Source organism: Psychrobacter sp. (genome assembly GCF_030457785.1).
In the GTDB taxonomy this organism is placed as follows: domain Bacteria; phylum Pseudomonadota; class Gammaproteobacteria; order Pseudomonadales; family Moraxellaceae; genus Psychrobacter.
In genome coordinates this window covers 1-17,492 of record NZ_JAKDUI010000024.1, presented here as the reverse complement: position 1 = coordinate 17,492, position 17,492 = coordinate 1, and the positions used below count along the sequence as shown (strand labels likewise).

The 17,492-nt window shown below is 44.5% G+C and carries 13 protein-coding genes and 1 pseudogene; 9 read left to right on the top strand and 5 right to left on the bottom strand.

Going from position 1 to position 17,492, the window contains the following annotated elements; translation table 11 throughout:
• Positions 1-6 precede the first annotated feature (6 nt).
• The 3 genes from L0J61_RS02520 to L0J61_RS02510 all read left to right on the top strand — a co-directional run bounded on the left by L0J61_RS02520 (position 7) and on the right by L0J61_RS02510 (position 3,165).
• On the top strand, positions 7-852 hold the full coding sequence (locus tag L0J61_RS02520) for a response regulator (protein WP_301464745.1): 846 nt from the start codon (positions 7-9) through the stop codon (positions 850-852).
• Between the two features lie 39 nt (positions 853-891).
• Positions 892-2,715 carry a two-component system sensor histidine kinase CreC gene (creC, locus tag L0J61_RS02515; RefSeq protein ID WP_301464744.1) on the top strand — a complete coding sequence of 608 codons (1,824 nt, stop codon included), beginning with the start codon at positions 892-894 and terminating at the stop codon, positions 2,713-2,715.
• Positions 2,716-2,904: 189 nt separating this feature from the next.
• On the top strand, positions 2,905-3,165 hold the full coding sequence (locus L0J61_RS02510; protein ID WP_301464743.1) for a hypothetical protein: 261 nt from the start codon (positions 2,905-2,907) through the stop codon (positions 3,163-3,165).
• Between the two features lie 156 nt (positions 3,166-3,321).
• On the opposite strand, the gene aroC is transcribed toward L0J61_RS02510, so the two are convergent.
• On the bottom strand, positions 3,322-4,425 hold the full coding sequence (gene aroC / locus L0J61_RS02505) for a chorismate synthase (RefSeq protein ID WP_301464742.1): 1,104 nt from the start codon (positions 4,423-4,425) through the stop codon (positions 3,322-3,324).
• A 134-nt stretch (positions 4,426-4,559) separates the two neighbouring features.
• On the bottom strand, positions 4,560-5,735 hold the full coding sequence (locus tag L0J61_RS02500) for a HemK family protein methyltransferase (RefSeq protein WP_301464741.1): 1,176 nt from the start codon (positions 5,733-5,735) through the stop codon (positions 4,560-4,562).
• Between the two features lie 470 nt (positions 5,736-6,205).
• On the opposite strand from L0J61_RS02500, the gene L0J61_RS02495 reads away from it, so the two are divergent.
• Positions 6,206-7,618, top strand: coding sequence for a L,D-transpeptidase family protein (locus L0J61_RS02495; RefSeq protein ID WP_301464740.1), 1,413 nt, complete (start codon positions 6,206-6,208; stop codon positions 7,616-7,618).
• 126 nt (positions 7,619-7,744) lie between these two features.
• On the opposite strand, the gene L0J61_RS02490 is transcribed toward L0J61_RS02495, so the two are convergent.
• Complete coding sequence (locus tag L0J61_RS02490) at positions 7,745-7,948, bottom strand: hypothetical protein (RefSeq protein ID WP_301464739.1); 204 nt, start codon at positions 7,946-7,948, stop codon at positions 7,745-7,747.
• A 291-nt stretch (positions 7,949-8,239) separates the two neighbouring features.
• Between L0J61_RS02490 and L0J61_RS02485 the strand changes: the two genes are divergently transcribed.
• The 5 genes and pseudogenes from L0J61_RS02485 (at position 8,240) to L0J61_RS02465 (ending at position 15,580) form a co-directional block, all read left to right on the top strand.
• The gene (locus L0J61_RS02485) at positions 8,240-10,060 is read left to right on the top strand and encodes a DUF389 domain-containing protein (protein WP_301464738.1); all 1,821 of its coding nucleotides are present in this window, start codon (positions 8,240-8,242) and stop codon (positions 10,058-10,060) included.
• Between the two features lie 169 nt (positions 10,061-10,229).
• Positions 10,230-12,902, top strand: a complete 2,673-nt coding sequence (gene alaS / locus L0J61_RS02480; RefSeq protein WP_301464737.1) for an alanine--tRNA ligase — start codon at positions 10,230-10,232, stop codon at positions 12,900-12,902.
• A gap of 303 nt (positions 12,903-13,205) precedes the next feature.
• Positions 13,206-14,492 (top strand): aspartate kinase, encoded by a 1,287-nt coding sequence (locus L0J61_RS02475; protein ID WP_301464736.1) that lies wholly within the window; start codon positions 13,206-13,208, stop codon positions 14,490-14,492.
• A 353-nt stretch (positions 14,493-14,845) separates the two neighbouring features.
• A pseudogene (gene csrA, locus L0J61_RS02470) lies at positions 14,846-15,013 on the top strand (carbon storage regulator CsrA); the annotation flags it as partial.
• A 192-nt stretch (positions 15,014-15,205) separates the two neighbouring features.
• Positions 15,206-15,580 carry a HopJ type III effector protein gene (locus L0J61_RS02465; RefSeq protein WP_301464735.1) on the top strand — a complete coding sequence of 125 codons (375 nt, stop codon included), beginning with the start codon at positions 15,206-15,208 and terminating at the stop codon, positions 15,578-15,580.
• Positions 15,581-15,729: 149 nt separating this feature from the next.
• On the opposite strand, the gene L0J61_RS02460 is transcribed toward L0J61_RS02465, so the two are convergent.
• Positions 15,730-16,041 (bottom strand): YeaC family protein, encoded by a 312-nt coding sequence (locus L0J61_RS02460; protein ID WP_301464734.1) that lies wholly within the window; start codon positions 16,039-16,041, stop codon positions 15,730-15,732.
• A 191-nt stretch (positions 16,042-16,232) separates the two neighbouring features.
• A complete protein-coding gene (locus L0J61_RS02455) occupies positions 16,233-17,222 on the bottom strand; it encodes an NAD(+) kinase (RefSeq protein ID WP_301464733.1) in 990 nt (329 codons plus the stop codon).
• Positions 17,223-17,492: the final 270 nt, after the last annotated feature.

Sequence of the window (17,492 nt, the reverse complement as noted above, 5' to 3'; positions counted from 1 at the left end):
TCGAACATGGCGCTGACAGAGATATTTAACGTTAATTTAGCACAAACCCTTTCACATAAAGACAGAACGCTTATGACCCACATTTTATTGGTAGAAGATGATCCTGCTATCGCCATGTCACTAAAAGTCACTTGCAAGCGCGAAGAGTGGCAAATCACCTGGTTAGATAATGCCAGTAGCGTACTACCGATGTTGCGTAGCGATAAAGCACAAGACTTATCTGCGATTATTTTGGATGTAGGCCTGCCAGATGGTGATGGTTTGAGCCTATGTCAACAAATCCGCCATTCGACTGATATTGGTCCATTGAAAGATGTACCTGTGGTTTTTTTAACCGCACGCAGTGATGAGGTTGATCGAATTTTAGGTCTAGAGATGGGCGGTGATGACTATTGCGCCAAACCTTTTAGCCCTCGTGAATTGGTTGCTCGATTAAAGGCTATTTGGCGGCGTGAACAACTTCTGTCTCAGCAATCTACTACTCCTGCAACAACCTCAGACGAAATGGCAGAACCTGCTTCCAGTCATCAATCTGAGCAAGTAAGGACGTTTGAATGCCAATCTGGTGTCTGGCATTACCAACCACTCAACTACTCCCTCATGTGGCAAGAGCACAAGCTTGAACTCAGCAATACAGAGCGCAATATTTTGCTGACACTATTACAAGCACCCAACCAAGTTTTTAGCCGCGAACAGCTGTTAAGTGCCGTAAGCGACTACCCCGACCACCGCCTAGCACGTACGATAGACAGCCATATCAAATCAATTCGCAAACAGTTAGCAGCCGTTGACTCTAGCGTTGACGTCATTCACACACATCGTGGTTTGGGTTATGCACTATGTCCTGCCTAGCATTAGTTATTTCCGAGTTTTTATAGCAGCGCTAAATATATGAAGCATAAATCAAAAGAAAGCGTCCGCCGTCATTCTAATAACAGTCCTGACAGCGACCGAAACAGAGGCAACTGGTATGCGAAATTGCACCCTATCGGCACCGCTCAGCAAGCTACTGAACCAAAACGACTGCTAAATTTGAGTATATTTTTTCGGATTTGGCTCGCCGTTGCTTTGGTACTTCTCATTTGTGGGATAGTGGCTTTTACTCAGTTATTTGGGTACATCAAGCCGACAGCACAACAAGTCATCGAAGACACCTTGCTAGATACCAGTAAATTGCTCGCCGCCAGTCTGCAGCTACCGTTATCATCAGGACAGCTATACGACCAAACCTACCAAGCAATACTGGATACCGCACTCACCAGTAAACCAACCAATAGCATGATCACAGCAGGCAAAGATATTCAGACAACCGGCAACCGTTTTCGAATATACGTAACAGATAGCAATGGTGTGGTGGTGTATGACTCATTAACGAATGATCAAAACGCTGAAGGACAGGACTACAGTCGCTGGAATGATGTCTACCTCACTTTAAATGGACAGTATGGCGCTCGAAGTACCAAAGATACCACCAACAATGATGGTAGCTCTATTATGTATGTGGCACAGCCCATCAACGATACTTCAGGTAATCTCATTGGCGTCGTCAGCGTCGGAAAACCAGTGGCTAGTGTCTTACCTTACCTAAACCATACGCGTGGTCGTATGCTCATTACCGCGTTGCTCATGAGTATTGTTGCCCTTATCTTAGCTGGATTGGTAGCATGGTGGCTGAAACAAAGCATCACCTTGGTCACTCAATATACCAATGCGCTGGCTGAGGACACAAAAAAACCCTATTTTTATTTGGGTCATGAGTTAAATAGCCTAACAGACACCATCGAATCCATGAAGCATCGATTAGAAAACCGAGCTTATGTCACCGACTATGTCCATACACTTACCCACGAACTGAAAAGCCCTTTAACGGCCATTCGCGCCAGTAGCGAGTTGCTAGAAGATGATGTACTTGACGGTGGCGCACTTGATCATGCCGATCGACAGATGCTCATCCAAGCAGTCAGTGAACAAAGCATCAAAATGCAGCAGCTCATTGATAGACTGCTATTACTTGCCAAGATAGAACAACCGACCTTTAAACTCAATCGGCAGATAACACCCATAGTCCCGCTCTTACAAACGCTCGTAAAAGACAATACCGCCAAACGACAGCAGAAAAACCTGCTACCCATCGAGCTTTACATCGACGATACACGTTATACGGATGTAACAGACTTACCAACAACAGGCTTGCCAATAACAAAGTCGCAGTCGCAGATAGCGACTAACATCAGTGTTTTTGCCGATCAGTTCTGGTTGGTACAGGTGCTACAAAATGTACTAGACAATGCCATTCATTTCGCTGAAAACGAAGTCATTATTTATCTGCAACGTCACAACCAAAGTGTGAGCATTAACATTTTTAATGATGGTAAGTTGTTGCCTGGCTATGCTCTCGATAAAGTGTTCGATCGTTATTTTAGTCTGGCGCACCAGAGCCAACCTACTCAGAATATATCAGAGCACTCATCAGTTGAAGCGCCAACACTCGATACTGAGCAAAAACCACTTCATACAACCAATACTCCTCTCAAAAAAGGTACTGGACTGGGGCTAACCTTAGTCAAGCAAGTGATTGAGCATCATGGTGGTCGTGTTGCTATTCGCAATAAGCATGCTAATACGAAAGCTGAAGATGCTGACATGGATGCAGCCGTTATAGGTCAGAGTTCTGGGGTGATAGTTAGCCTAACTCTTCCGTTAAAGCAAACATAACCGTTCAGCCAATTATTTACGTATTAAAGTAATTAAATGTGGTAATTGAAAACACACTCTAACAACCACTGCCCTAACAACTATCAATGCAATTCATTGTTTTTCCATCATTCTTACATAGGCTTTCTATCTCTTTGTCCTACGATAGTGTCATTCAACCCTGACATCAAACTTAAGGATAAAAAAGCCATGCAACACTCTCATATCGAAAAAAACATTGCTACAAACTTAGCTGCGAACCTAGTTGCTGACTCGGATTCTGGCTCAGTTACTAACTTAGTTACGAGCTTGATCGATCAAAGCCGCCTTCATTGTGCTCAGGTATTAGCGATCCATAATATTGACAGTATTGAGTTTGGTCATTGGCTAGCCATTCCTAATCAGCAGTTATTATTGGTATTTCGTCATCAGCGATGCGTTGCCATTGATGGGTACCAGTTAGCGGCGTAAAAAATTAATCCATTACACCGAATATTAAGCCAAAGCATGCGTAATCCTCAAACCAAAAGCCCATTGTTATTCTTTAACGATTGATTAAAGAATAACAATGGGCCAATAACTTTTGAACTGCGACTTAGGCAGTCAATACAAGCCTTATCAATAAGTCTAAGTAATGGACTCTACTGGTGGCTCAACGTCTGCATTTTGGCCACGATGGCGCAGATAGTGGTCGAGCAACACAATCGCCAACATCGCTTCAGCGATAGGCGTTGCACGCACACCCACACAAGGGTCATGCCGGCCTTTGGTGAGCATATCAACTGCTTCACCTTGAGTATTAATACTCTTGCCAGCGGTGGTAATACTAGAAGTAGGCTTGAGAGCGATACTGACACAAATATCCTGTCCAGAGGAGATGCCACCCAAGATTCCACCAGAATGGTTGGCCGTGAAACCCTCTGGCGTTAGCTCATCACGAGAACGATGACCAAACTGACCAGCTACTGCCATCCCGTCACCAATCTCAACACCTTTGACGGCGTTGATACTCATCATCGCGTGGGCAATATCTGCATCTAAACGATCAAACACTGGCTCGCCAAGTCCAACTGGCACACCACTTGCGATCACTTCAAGACGTGCACCGCAGCTGGTACCTTCACGGCGTAAGCTATCAATCAAGGTCTCAAAACGAGACACTGCCTCTGCATCCGCACAAAAGAACGGGTTGCTATTGACATAATCCCAGTCAATCTGACTAGGATCTAGCGTCTTAGTCTGCTCGTTGCCAATTTGCGTCACATGACCATTTATCTGAACACCCAATCGATGCTGCAAGTATTTTTTGGCAATAGCACCGGCTGCAACACGCATCGCTGTCTCGCGCGCTGATGATCGACCACCACCACGATAATCACGAAATCCAAACTTCATACTATAAGTATAATCTGCGTGACCTGGACGAAAAGTATTTTTAATCTCACTATAGTCTTTGGACTTTTGGTTAGTATTACGAATCAACAGGCCGATAGAAGTACCCGTCGTTCTACCTTCGAACACACCAGAGATGATTTCGACTTCATCAGACTCACGGCGCTGTGTCGAATATTTAGACGTGCCTGGTTTGCGGCGATCCAAATCTACTTGTAAATCCTCCTCGGATAACGCTAAGCCTGGCGGTACGCCATCGATGATTGCCATAAGACCTGCACCATGTGACTCACCACACGTCGTGACGGTAAAAACCTGCCCAATACTATTGCCTGCCATATACATCCTTATCTACGTAACCGCTACTTTTGCTTATTGAAGACTTATACTTAAACAAATCACTGGTAATAAGCCACTAATAATTGCTCACTGAAGACTGAAATTAGCCATATTCGCAAACCGTTCATATTTGACTACTGAATGCTGTCTAGCAGCTCTACATAAGCAGCAAATAACTGACGGTTTTCGACCAGCTCATCATAAGTAATCGCAAAAACTCCATGACCACCATGAGCGAACTGTAACCAGTCAAACTGAATATCAGGATACGCTTGCTTTAACGCCCAATCACTATCACCCACTTCACAGATGAGCAAGCCTTCAGGGCTCAAATAATCTGGCGCTGCAAGCAAAATACGATGGACCAAATCTAGACCATCTTGACCAGCAGCAAGCGCATGCTCAGGCTCATATAAAAACTCAGGTGGCAGATCTGCCATGACAGCGGCATCGACATACGGTGGGTTGGTCACGATCAACTCGTACTGATTCTCGGCTGGAATCTTGGCAAATAAGTCTGATTCAATCACATTGACCTGATGACCAAGACCATGGTGGTCAACGTTGACCATCGCCACTTCCAACGCACCTTTGTCAATATCGACAGCATCAACTAATGCATCGACGAACCGAGTGGCGAGCGCAATGGCAATACAAGCAGAACCAGTGCACAAGTCTAAGATACGTTCAGGCTGCGATAACTGTTTGACGCCTAAACCGTGGTCGTAAAATACTGACGCTGGCTGATTGGCATTGACCCCAAGTGGCTTGGCAAGATCATTGACATCAAAGTACGGATGGAATTGTTGACGAATCAACTCCGCTATCGGTGAGCGTGGAATGAGCACACGCTCGTCAACATAAAAAGGTAAATCACAGAAATATGATAAGTTAATCAAGTAACTTAACGGCTTACGCTCCGCAATACGCTCTTCTAATAGACTCAGTACTGCTTGCTTCTCTGAAGTGGTCAAACGGCAATCAAGGATTTGCTCATTCGCTGACCAATCTAAAGACAATGAATGCAGAACTATAGCAGATGCTTCTGCAAATTCATCGGTGGTGCCTTGCGCGACGACCACGTCATAGTTACGCAGCTGCGTGACTGAAAACCGAATAAAATCGCGGATACTCGCTAACTGCTCACGCGCTTCTTCTAGCTCCGCATGCAAGTCTGCAAACTGCTCATCTTCGCCGAGCAACCCCGTTTCTGAATCATACGCCATTTCTCCTTCTGAGACCTGCAAGCCATCCTCACTGAAGTATTGGTTTTGAAAGGCTTCTGCACTCATGGTTTGGTCTTCTGACATATCGCACCTTGCTAATTGCATGCTTACTAATGACATGCGGATGGGTTAAATCGCTCTGTATTACAAGCTAACTTATAGAATAAAAGCTTAGACGTACATTATAAACGCAAACGCCAAGTAGCGCCAATGTTTGCAACCATACTATGGTTTTTGTATCTAACTCTCTATTTACAGCTATTTTTGTATTTATCAAAAATGACTGCTGTCTGTGATGCAACACCGCTAAACTGGGATAACTTGTTGATTTATTTAACCTACTTACCTGTTTCATTCACGCTATCACAACCAAATCCAATAAAAATATAGCAGCATCACTACATACTATCGCTGCATTATTACCAAACTGTAGCGAATACGTCAGCAGTTGACGTTTCGTCAACACTTGGTGAAAAAACATGTATCATAAATTTGCGAACCATCGAAATAATGCGCATAATAACCCCAATAGTAGCAACCACAAGTAACTTCATATGATGACACTAAAACCACTTATCACCGCTATGTCTGTCGCTATCGTTAGTGCCAGTGTTAGCGCGATTGCCGCTCCAGCTGATAGTACTCGCACACTGCCAATACGCACCGTCGACTCTATGCCCACCATCGCTGACCCTAATCTCGCACAAAACGTCAGCCTAGATCTCCAAGAAAACCGCAGCAGCTCACTGGATTCTTCGACTACGGTAGAGACTACGCCATCGACAGATAGCATGAATCAGTTGATCGATTCAAAGCGGACAGCAGCAGTTGAACCCGCACAAGAGAATGCTGCAGATAACATAAGTGCAGAAGCGCTGACTCAAAAAGATGAACAGTCAGACCGCACCGACGATATCAGTGCAGGTCAAGCAATTGCTGCTCCAAGTGATGCACCATCTATTGATTCATCTGGCTCTCTTGCTTTTGATTTGCCAGAAACTGGACAACTCCAAGACTTCAGTGATGATCCAACCATTAAAAGTATCGAAGACAAAAATGGCAAGCGCTACACCACTCTGAACCTGTCAAACTATGCCAATCAAGTCAATAGCGCCACATGGTCTCCCAACATGAATGTCAATTCAGCAATGACCATCAAACTGCAGGCATTGTTGGATTGGAATCACGCCTCGCCTGGCCCTATCGATGGCGGCTGGGGTATGAATAGTAAAAAAGCACTGGTCAACTTTCAGACCATGAAAGGCTTGCCAGCGACTGGTAAAATGAATCAAGAGACTTGGGATGCGCTTAACGCTAACATTCCTGACAACAAGCCTGTCTTAGTGACTTACACACTCACGGATGAAGACATCAAAACCACTTTCGTCACTACTCCATCTGGGTCCGAAGCGAAGTCAAAAATGAAAGGCTTATATTACCAAGACATCAAAGAGATGCTAGGTGAACGATTCCATATGGATGTAAGATATCTAGATAAGCTGAATAAAAACAAAACCTATCGAGCCGGTGAAACCATCACGGTATTGAATAACCGCGGCGAGCTCAACCAACGCATCAACCGTGTCGTAGCCAATGGAGCAGACCAGACACTCTACGCTTACAATGATGATAAATTGGTCGCTACCTATCCGACAACTGTTGGCAGTAGTGCCACACCATCACCCAAAGGTACTTTCAAAATCGTCAATAGAGTCAAAATGCCTTGGTACAAAGCAACCGTTGGTGAAGGCAGTCAGGAAAAAATCCATATGCTCCCACCAGGACCAAACAGTCCTGTCGGCGTCGTGTGGATGGGTCTGTCCAAGCCATCGTATGGCATACATGGCTCACCCAAACCTGAAGGTATTAGTCGTCAAGCGTCAGCGGGCTGTGTACGTTTGACCAACTGGGATGTACTAGAGGTTTACGCCAACATCGAAAACGGTGCAACCGTTGTACTTCAATAAGTTGTACTCCAATAATTAATACTGCTCAGTAAAAAAGACCTTGAGAAATCAAGGTCTTTTTTTGTCTGTATGACGCCAACTGTAGTATATGACCTCGCCGTCCTCATATACAGGCACCAGTCGCAGCTAAGCTTTTTCATTGCCTGTAATACTGCCAATTTTTTTGGTAAAAATCCGCGCTACAGGTATGGCGACAAGAACACCGATGACGACCGCTATCTGAATATGAGCTATCTCATCAAAACCCGTTATCAACGCGGTGATTATTAAAAGTCCAACTATAACTGTGAGAGACATTGAATAGATGATTGAGAATAGTATCCAGTTCATAAAATATTCCTTACCTTTATTGTGGTTATAACCTCTTTATACACCATATCCACAAAAAAAGTAAGTATTTAATATACTCCTTCAGACCATCTGTGCAAAGCAATGATAAGTAAAGCCATATAGATACCAAGGTTTTCTAAAATCCTTTCAAAATTCGTAGCACTTCTCTTTTCTTATTGGTTTTTAATTGGTTTTTTATTCTGCCTTCACAACGCCTGAATGCAAAAAACTCACACAGCTGTATTCATTTATCATTACAATATTGCCTTTCTTTATCGAGAGTTACTGACTATGACCTCATCTGACAAAAAATCAAAAAAGGACTCATCACAGGATTTGTCCAATAATTCAGCAAGTGATTCAGCAAATGAAAAACAGCTGCCAGTAGCCGACGACTCACGAGAACAGCGTGGCGCTGTAGATAATGCAGCCGCAGTAGACAGCTCGATAGACGATAACTCGATAAAAGAGGCCCAATCAGCCAATCATAATGACGATCGTGAGCATGAAGAGCCGACAGCAGATGCAAAACCTCCCGAAACCAAAGTCAAAATGGAATCAGTCACTCCTGATGTCGTCGTTGCAACATTAGAGCCGACGGACTCAGAAGAGCCATCTGAGAGCGAGGGTAAAGCAGAAGCGTCAGAAGAGCTTCCATCAGAAAACTCAGCTCCAAAAAACTCGGCGTCAGAAAACTCACAGTCAAAGGACACTGAAACGACACAAAAGTCCGACCAAGAACAAGCTTACGCAGAAGCTTTTGACTCGGACGATACTCATGACAATAACGATGATGCCCCAGTCGACAGCAGTGCTGATGATCAGGGTGGTAAACAAATCTCTTCGGCTGACCAAGAAGCAGCTGCCGTCGCAGAACAAAAAGAAGCACCAGAAGAATCAAATAAAACCCACAAAGACACACAACCAGCTAATAAAAAATCAAGTAACGATAAAGACGAGTCGACAACAGAATCTGGAACAGATACAAACAGTACTGACCAAGACGATAAAATAAAAAAGGAAAAGGAAGCCAAATTAGAATCTTATAAGCAATTTGTCGCCGAGCAGTTTAGTAATAAAAAAGTAGACTATCCAGAAGTACGAGTAAGAATTGAGGCCAACGCCCTACCTAGCAGGATGTACTTTATCATGAACATCTTGTCTGCCATCATTGCCAGTTACGGGCTAGTCACCAACTCTGCTGCTGTCGTCATCGGCGCGATGTTGGTCGCTATGATGTTAGGTCCTATTACAGGCGTAGCATTAGCAATCATTGATCATCGCATGCCATTACTGCGTAAATCACTTGTCACCGTTGTTATCGGTATTTCTTTGGTATTACTGGTTGGCTTTATCGTTGGCTGGTTGCACCAAGGCATTCCTCTAAGCACAGAAATATTATCGCGCACGCAACCGACATCTATGGATTTGATGATTGCCCTAGCCGGCGGTACTGCTGGTGCCTACGCAATGGTCTCTCCACATCTTTCGGTGGCTGTGGTCGGAGTCGCTGTTGCCACTGCCTTGGTGCCACCCCTTGCTGCCAGTGGTGTTTTATTTGCTCATGGCGAGATACAGCTTGGGCTGGGTGCGCTAGTGCTAGCCATCACCAACATCATCGCCATTCAATTTACCAATGCTCTCGTTTTGTGGGTCTTGGGTTTCCGTCGTTTGGTCAAGGACGATTATCAATCAAACACCTATCTGACTTTTTTGCAGCGTAACGCTGTGACCATATTGTTGTTGGGTGTTTTGGGCACGTATTTGACCATCAACTTACAGACCAATTCTAAGCAACAAGGGTTTGAGAGTAGCGTCACCGAAACCATCAGCGGTTATTTTACCGACAAAGGCAACGTCGTGACCAATACTCAGTTTAATACCTCAGCCAACAATCAGGTTGTCCGTGCAGTCATTCGCGGTGAAACAACACCCAATTCAGACGATGTTCGTCAAATTGAATCCATCATTACTCAAAATATGGCGCAAAACTTCCCCGATTATTTGCCGATTAAAATTCAGCTGCGCTATTTACCCGTACAGGTGATTGAGTCTAACCCAAGCGCACAACACACATTGGACCAAGCAGATGCGGCGATTTTAACCAACTAACGCGTTCAAATACTATATTTAGATACTATAAGATAAGCGAGCATAAATACTCGAAGAATAACCTAGCAGTTATAACTCTTGTACCAAGAGCTTGGGCGTTTGTGCTAAAATCGCTTGCAAAATTATTTTATATCATCTATTCAACTCTATCCGCCAGTAAGGAGCCGCTGTGAGCCAGCCATTTCGCTCAGCCGATATTCGCCAAGCCTTTTTCGATTATTTTATAAGCAAGCAGCATACTCAGGTCTCATCGTCTAGCTTGATTCCGCATAATGACCCGACATTGCTATTTACCAATGCCGGTATGAATCAGTTTAAAGAGACTTTTTTGGGTATGGAGCCACGCGATTATACGCGTGCAGTGAGCTCGCAGAAATGTGTGCGTGCCGGCGGTAAACACAACGATTTGGATAATGTCGGTTATACCGCTCGCCATCATACCTTCTTTGAAATGCTCGGCAACTTCTCGTTCGGCGATTACTTCAAGCGAGCAGGCATCGAATATATCTGGGATTTTTTGACCTCAGAGGACTATTTAGCCATTGATAAAGATCGCTTATACGTGACCATTTACGAAACCGATGACGAAGCTTTTGATATTTGGAATAAAGAGATTGGCATTCCAAGTGACCGCATCATCCGTATTGGTGATAACAAAGGGGCGCCCTACGCCTCTGACAACTTTTGGACGATGGGTGACACTGGTCCTTGCGGCCCTTGTACTGAAGTGTTCTATGATCATGGTGCAGATGTCGAAGGTGGGCTACCAGGTACTCCAGAAGAAGATGGCGACCGCTACATCGAGATTTGGAACTGTGTGTTTATGCAGTTTAACCGCCAAAAAGACGGTACATTGCTACCGCTACCAGCGCCTAGTGTCGACACTGGTATGGGACTTGAGCGTATCAGCGCCATCTTACAAGGCGTCCACAGTAACTACGAGATAGATTTATTTGTCCATCTGATGGATGCAGCGGCTGAGATTTTAAACATTGAGAATCAACAACAGTCATCATTAAAAGTCATCGCTGACCACATCCGTTCCGTCGCCTTTTTGATTGCTGATGGCGTCACCCCGAGCAATGAAGGTCGTGGCTATGTACTACGCCGCGTCATCCGTCGAGCTGTGCGCCATGGTAACAAACTGGGCGCAGACAGTGATTTTTTCTACAAAATGGTGGCACCATTAATTGCTGAGATGGGCGACGCCTATCCGCAATTGGCAGAGAAGCAAAACATCATCGAAAACGCCATTCAAAAAGAAGAAACACAGTTTGCTAAGACACTCGCTCAAGGACTTCGTTTACTTGCTAGTGAGCTTGAAGGCTTGCAAGACGGAGATGTGCTTTCTGGTGAGGCGGCATTTAAACTATATGATACTTATGGTTTCCCACTTGATCTCACCGCTGACATCACTCGTGAGCGCGGTATCGTCATCGATGAGACTGGATTTGACGAGCATATGCAAGCACAGCGAGAGCGTGCACGCGATGCCGGCAAATTTGACGTCGATTACAGCAGCGTCATTCAAGTAGACACGCCGACAACCTTTGTGGGCTATGAGCAGCTTGAAGAAGACGGCGTGACGATTGACGCCCTTTATCAAGAAGGCAACCCCGCAGACAGCCTAAAAGAAGGTATGGAAGGCGTGGTAGTTCTTGATCGCACCCCTTTCTATGCTGAAGGTGGTGGTCAGGTTGGCGAGTTGGGTGAAATTCGTACCGAGTCTGGTGTCTTTGAAGTACAGGACACCAAAAAGTCTGGTCAAGCAATTATTCATCATGGTGTCGTCATCATGGGCGAAATAAAAGCCACGCAGGCAGCAGACGCGCAAGTACTTTCTAGCATTCGTGCAGCCAGTGCCAAAAACCACTCTGCCACTCACCTATTACACGCAGCTCTCCGAGAAGTGCTGGGCAATGAAGTCACGCAGAAAGGCTCACTGGTATCTAGTGAAGTCTTACGCTTTGATTTTGCCTATGACAAACCTGTCACCGCGACTGAAATCAACCGCATTGAACGCTTGGTCAATGAACAAATCCAAGCCAACACCCCGACTCGTATTGAGCACATGTCAATTGATGAAGCGATGAATCAAGGCGCTGTTGCATTATTTGGTGAAAAGTATGGTAGTGAAGTTCGCGTCCTGACCATGGGCACAGACACCACCGTGGAAGATCAGAAGAAACCTTTTTCTATCGAGCTATGTGGCGGCTTGCATGTGCAACGCACTGGTGATATTGGCGTATTGAAAATCACCAGTGAATCAGGCATTGCTGCTGGCATCCGCCGTATCGAAGCTGTGACTGGCATGAATGCAGTCAAAAACCTACAACAGAGTGAACAGCAATTGAGCGAGCTGGCAAGTCAACTAAAAGTTAAGCGCCCTCAAGTTGCACAGCGTGTCCGCACCATGGCGGAAAAGCAACGTGATCTAGAAAAACAGCTAGAGCGTCTACAACAAAAAATGGCCAGCGCCCAAGCAGCCAACTTACTCGATGACGTACAGACTATCGCTGGTACGCCAGTGCTTATTAGCACGTTAAGCGGTATCGACGGCAAATCAATTCGCACCCTGATGGACGATATTAAATCCAAGCTTCCTGATAGCGTGATTGTACTGATCGGCGATAAAGATGAGCAGTTAGCGCTAGCAGCAAGTGTGGCCAAGCCTGTCACCGCTAAAATCAAAGCCGGTGATATCATTCGTCATTTGGCAGGTGAGCTGGGCGGTAAAGGTGGCGGTAAGCCGGATTATGCTCAAGGTGGTGCACCCAAAACCGGCAACAGTGCAGCAGTTATCGACGCACTGCCAGCTTGGGTTGCCGAGCAGCTTAGCTAAACCGCTGCTCAAACAAAATACTGCAAGATCTAACATATCATACGTGATTGGTTATAATGTCTATAACCAATCGCCATACATCTAAACGGCGCTGACACTTAACGTTATGATGCAGATATGATATAAAGTATGACGATTTAAAATACATCGTTCATTCATGAACTGCTCCGCACCACTGAATAGATATGATGTATAGGTGCAACTCTGATAATACGGCTTTATCTATGCAAGCATTGTTTGAGCATCACATTGATGCCCATCGATGAACACAAAAGGCCATTAATGAATAATAGGTAGATTTTTATGGCGTTAATAGTACAGAAATACGGCGGCACTTCGATGGGCAGCATCGACCGCATCAAGAACGTCGCCAAACGAGTCAAACGCTGGCACGATAATGGTCACCAAGTAGTCGTAGTGGTCTCTGCCATGAGTGGTGAAACCAATCGTCTTATTGACTTGGCACGCCAAATTAGCACACAGCCTGACCCTCGTGAATACGATCAAATGGTCTCAACTGGTGAGCAAGTGTCTATTTCACTACTCGCTATGGCGATTCAAGACTTAGGTGTGGGTGCGCGTTCATTCACTGGTCGCCAAGTGGCCATCAAAACCGACCACTCTCACAATAAAGCACGTATTGAAAGTATCGACGATGAAAACATACGCGAGCAGTTAGACGCAGGCAATATCGTCATCGTTGCTGGCTTTCAGGGAATTGATGATGAAGGCAACGCAACCACATTAGGACGTGGCGGTTCTGATACCACAGGTGTCGCTATCGCGGCCGCTCTGGGCGCAGATGAATGTCAGATTTATACCGATGTTGACGGCGTATACACCACCGATCCTCGTGTCACATCAAAAGCCAAAAAGCTCGAAAAAATTACCTTTGAAGAGATGCTAGAGATGGCAAGTCTTGGCTCCAAAATCCTGCAGATTCGCTCTGTAGAGTTCGCTGGTAAGTATGGTGTGCCCTTGCGCGTACTATCAAGCTTTGATGAAAACACCGATGGCAGCTTTGACCAAGAATTTCAGGACAATGTCGGCACCCTAATTACGATAGACGAAGGAGACAACATGGAACAGGCAATAATCTCAGGTATCGCGTTCAACCGAGACGAAGCAAAAATTGTAGTGCGCGGCGTACCTGATCATCCTGGTATTGCCTCTGCCATCTTGAGCCCGATTGGACGCGCTAATATCGAAATCGATATGATCGTACAAAATCTGTCGGACAACGGAACGACTGACTTCACCTTTACCGTGAACCGCACCGATCTAGACAAAGCCCTAAAAGTGCTAAATGAAGAAGTAAAAGATGAAATCGGTGCCAAAGAGATTTTGGGTAACAGCGAAGTTGTCAAAGTATCTTTAGTAGGTGTCGGCATGCGCTCTCACGCTGGTGTTGCCAGCCTAATGTTCCAGACTTTGGCTGAACATAACATCAATATCCAAATGATATCGACCAGCGAAATCAAAGTATCTGTGCTCATGCAAGATCAATACTTGGAAAAAGCCGTTAAATCATTACACACAGCATTTGGTCTTGATCGTGAAGATGGTGACAGCAAAATCGCTGGACTATAATCCAATACTGAAACCAGTAAAACTATAGATTTAGCATTGACAGATTTAATGTCGCTTTAATATTGCTTATTACAAAATAGGGTCTTTTTAGATCCTATTTTTTATTTATCACTATTGCTAAGGCACGCTTTTCCCCATTAGTTTTGTGAAAATTCGTGACAGTACCTATTATGCCCCCTATAATGGGGCTTTCATTTGGGCTAAATGAATCTATTTATCGTTGCCGCTATTGGTACTATACAACGCTGTTATGGTTATCAAATCTTACCTTTACAGTGCCAAGGCAATGTCCTGCAATTGAGAAGTAATCTAATGAGTTATAATCTGTTAATGCGACATAAGGAGTGTGACGCATGTTAATTTTGACACGCCGCGTGGGCGAAACGTTAATGATTGGTGATGAGGTCAGCGTGACTGTCCTAGGTGTCAAGGGCAATCAAGTACGTATTGGTGTGAATGCACCAAAAGATATTGCCGTCCATCGCGAAGAAATTTATCAACGTATTCAGCATGAGCGTACGGTACAATCGCAAATGCAGCATCTTGAACAAGGCAATTTTGCGCCTTCGTTTGATGACGAAGACTATTTTAATCGCTAAGCTGTAATACTTTATCCTTAATTATTATCGAGCATAGATCAGCACCGTCTTCTGTTGAATGCGATGCACCAGTACTATTTTTTCTTCGATAATTTGCTCTGAGGTCGTTTGTTTATGAGTATCCGCCAATCTGATATATCAGCTCTACTCAATGGTTTGAAAAAAAACGCCATTGGCTTTAATGACGTCATCAGCTTTATTGATGATTTTTATCGCTATACACCCGCACCGTTTGTAAACGGTATGGTGCATAATGCAGCTGGTGAAAACGAAGGCAGCGCCAAAATATTTGGTCTCGCTAAGCACCATGGTCTTAACAAGTTGGACACGCTGCAACTATTCGGCGAGCATTATGCCAAAGTTAAAGCAACCCCAAAGGGTACTGACCATGCCAATATTCGCAATTTCTTGCATTGGGGTTGGAATGGATTTTTGATGCAAAAAAATCCACTGATCATTCGCCCTAGCGTTGATACTTCAAAGATATAGTTATTTGCAAAGTATAAAAAAAGCCATGCTTTATAGCATGGCTTTTTTTCGGCGAATTTACTGCGAGATTGATGAAGCCTATTGTTTAATAACAATCCCAAGAACCCCAAGCTCAAAAAGCACCGTTAGCAATTGGGATAATCTACACTTTATTTATCTCGAAACTTAATCGGCTGCACAGAGCCTTTGGGGTTTGGCATATTTGGGTAGTGATGCTCATGTTCGACATCACATTCTTCACCAACGATTGCACCATTTTCTTTCACTGGTTTGTGTATGAAGCCTGTACGCTCGCCAGGTGGTAGATGCTCATGCTCCCAGACCATCACTGCTTGCATACAAGTTTCTCGCTGCTCAGCGGTTAGCTTACGGCCATCAGGCCATTTACCCAACTCTATCGCCATACGAAACTTATCAGCCACTTCTGGCGTTAAACTTGCTAATATTGTTTGCTTGTCCATCTAACCTACTCCACCTCTATTTTCTGTATAACTTATTATCTAACTTTAACCAATGTTTATTTCTATTGGTTTGTTTTCATTTTCTTGAAGCTTCGATGGTTTTCAAAGCTCCGATGGTTTTTAAAGCTTTGATAGTTTCTGAAGTACCGACAGTTTCTAAAAGTACTGATAAACAGGTAACCATTTTCACTTTATTCGTCATCAGCTTCAAGACTGAACTCTTCGGCATAAACATTCCAGTGCAACTTGGTACGACAAGCCTCATAAAAGTCAAAGCCTGGTGGATGCAGTAGCGTTAGCTTGTCAGGATGTTTGCGAATATAAAGACGCTGCTCTTGTTCAAGTGGCACACTTGCCTTGCCATCTGCACTGACCATCGGTTGTGTACGATTGTCTTCATGAATACGTATGCAGATTTCACTATTACCACTCACCACAATCGGTCTGCTAGACAACGTATGTGGATGCATCGGCACTAGACAGATGGCGTCCATACTCGGATGCATAATAGGACCACCACCAGACAATGCATAAGCCGTAGAGCCTGTCGGTGTAGCAGCTATCAATCCATCACTGTGCTGCCTGTACACATCATGCCCATCAATTTTCATCTGAAAATCAATCATGTGTACCGACTTACCCGCGTGAAGAACGACATCATTGAGCGCCATATCTTCATGAATAATTTTGCGCCCTTCTCTCACCTCCATCGTCAACAAAAACCGGTGATCCAATTGATAATCACCCATCAATACTTGACGGAGTTTAAAAGCGGCCTCATCTGGCTTTACATCGGCTAAGAACCCTAGGCGACCACGGTTGACGCCTAGTACTGGCACTCGATAACGTGCCAGCGCTTCAGCTGCGTGCAATATAGAACCATCCCCGCCAACAACAATGACTAAGTCACAAATCTCACCAATCAAGCCACGCTTAACGATTTTGACGGTATCAATCTCTTTAAGTTCAAGGGTTGGCAAGTTGGCTGTTTGTACGTCCATGATCAATGTCAGGTTCATATCATTGATCGTTTGGGCGATCTGCACCAGACTTTGTGTGACACTGCGTTTTCCAGCACGACCCATAAGACCAATACGTCTGAAAGCAGGATTTTTGATAGCGTGGAACAGCTCTGATTCGTGTAAGTGTGGTAATCTTGCTGACTGCGCTGAGTTTTCCATATAACGACTCGGTATAACGGTAAGGTACTAAGCAATGATAGCGATAAATAAGCATTTAGACTAGCACGTTTATCAATTATCGTTGTTAACTGTCCCAATAGACCCCATATAACGCTCATCGCCTGTTAAATTTAGGCCTATTAGCACAACGACATAAGCCCGCTAAAGAGCTGATTCAATGAGTATTTTATCACATTGTACATCCTTGCTCGCTGTCACGTAAACACAGTTGACAATAATGGCGGTTTTGCTAAAGTAACTAACATCTAT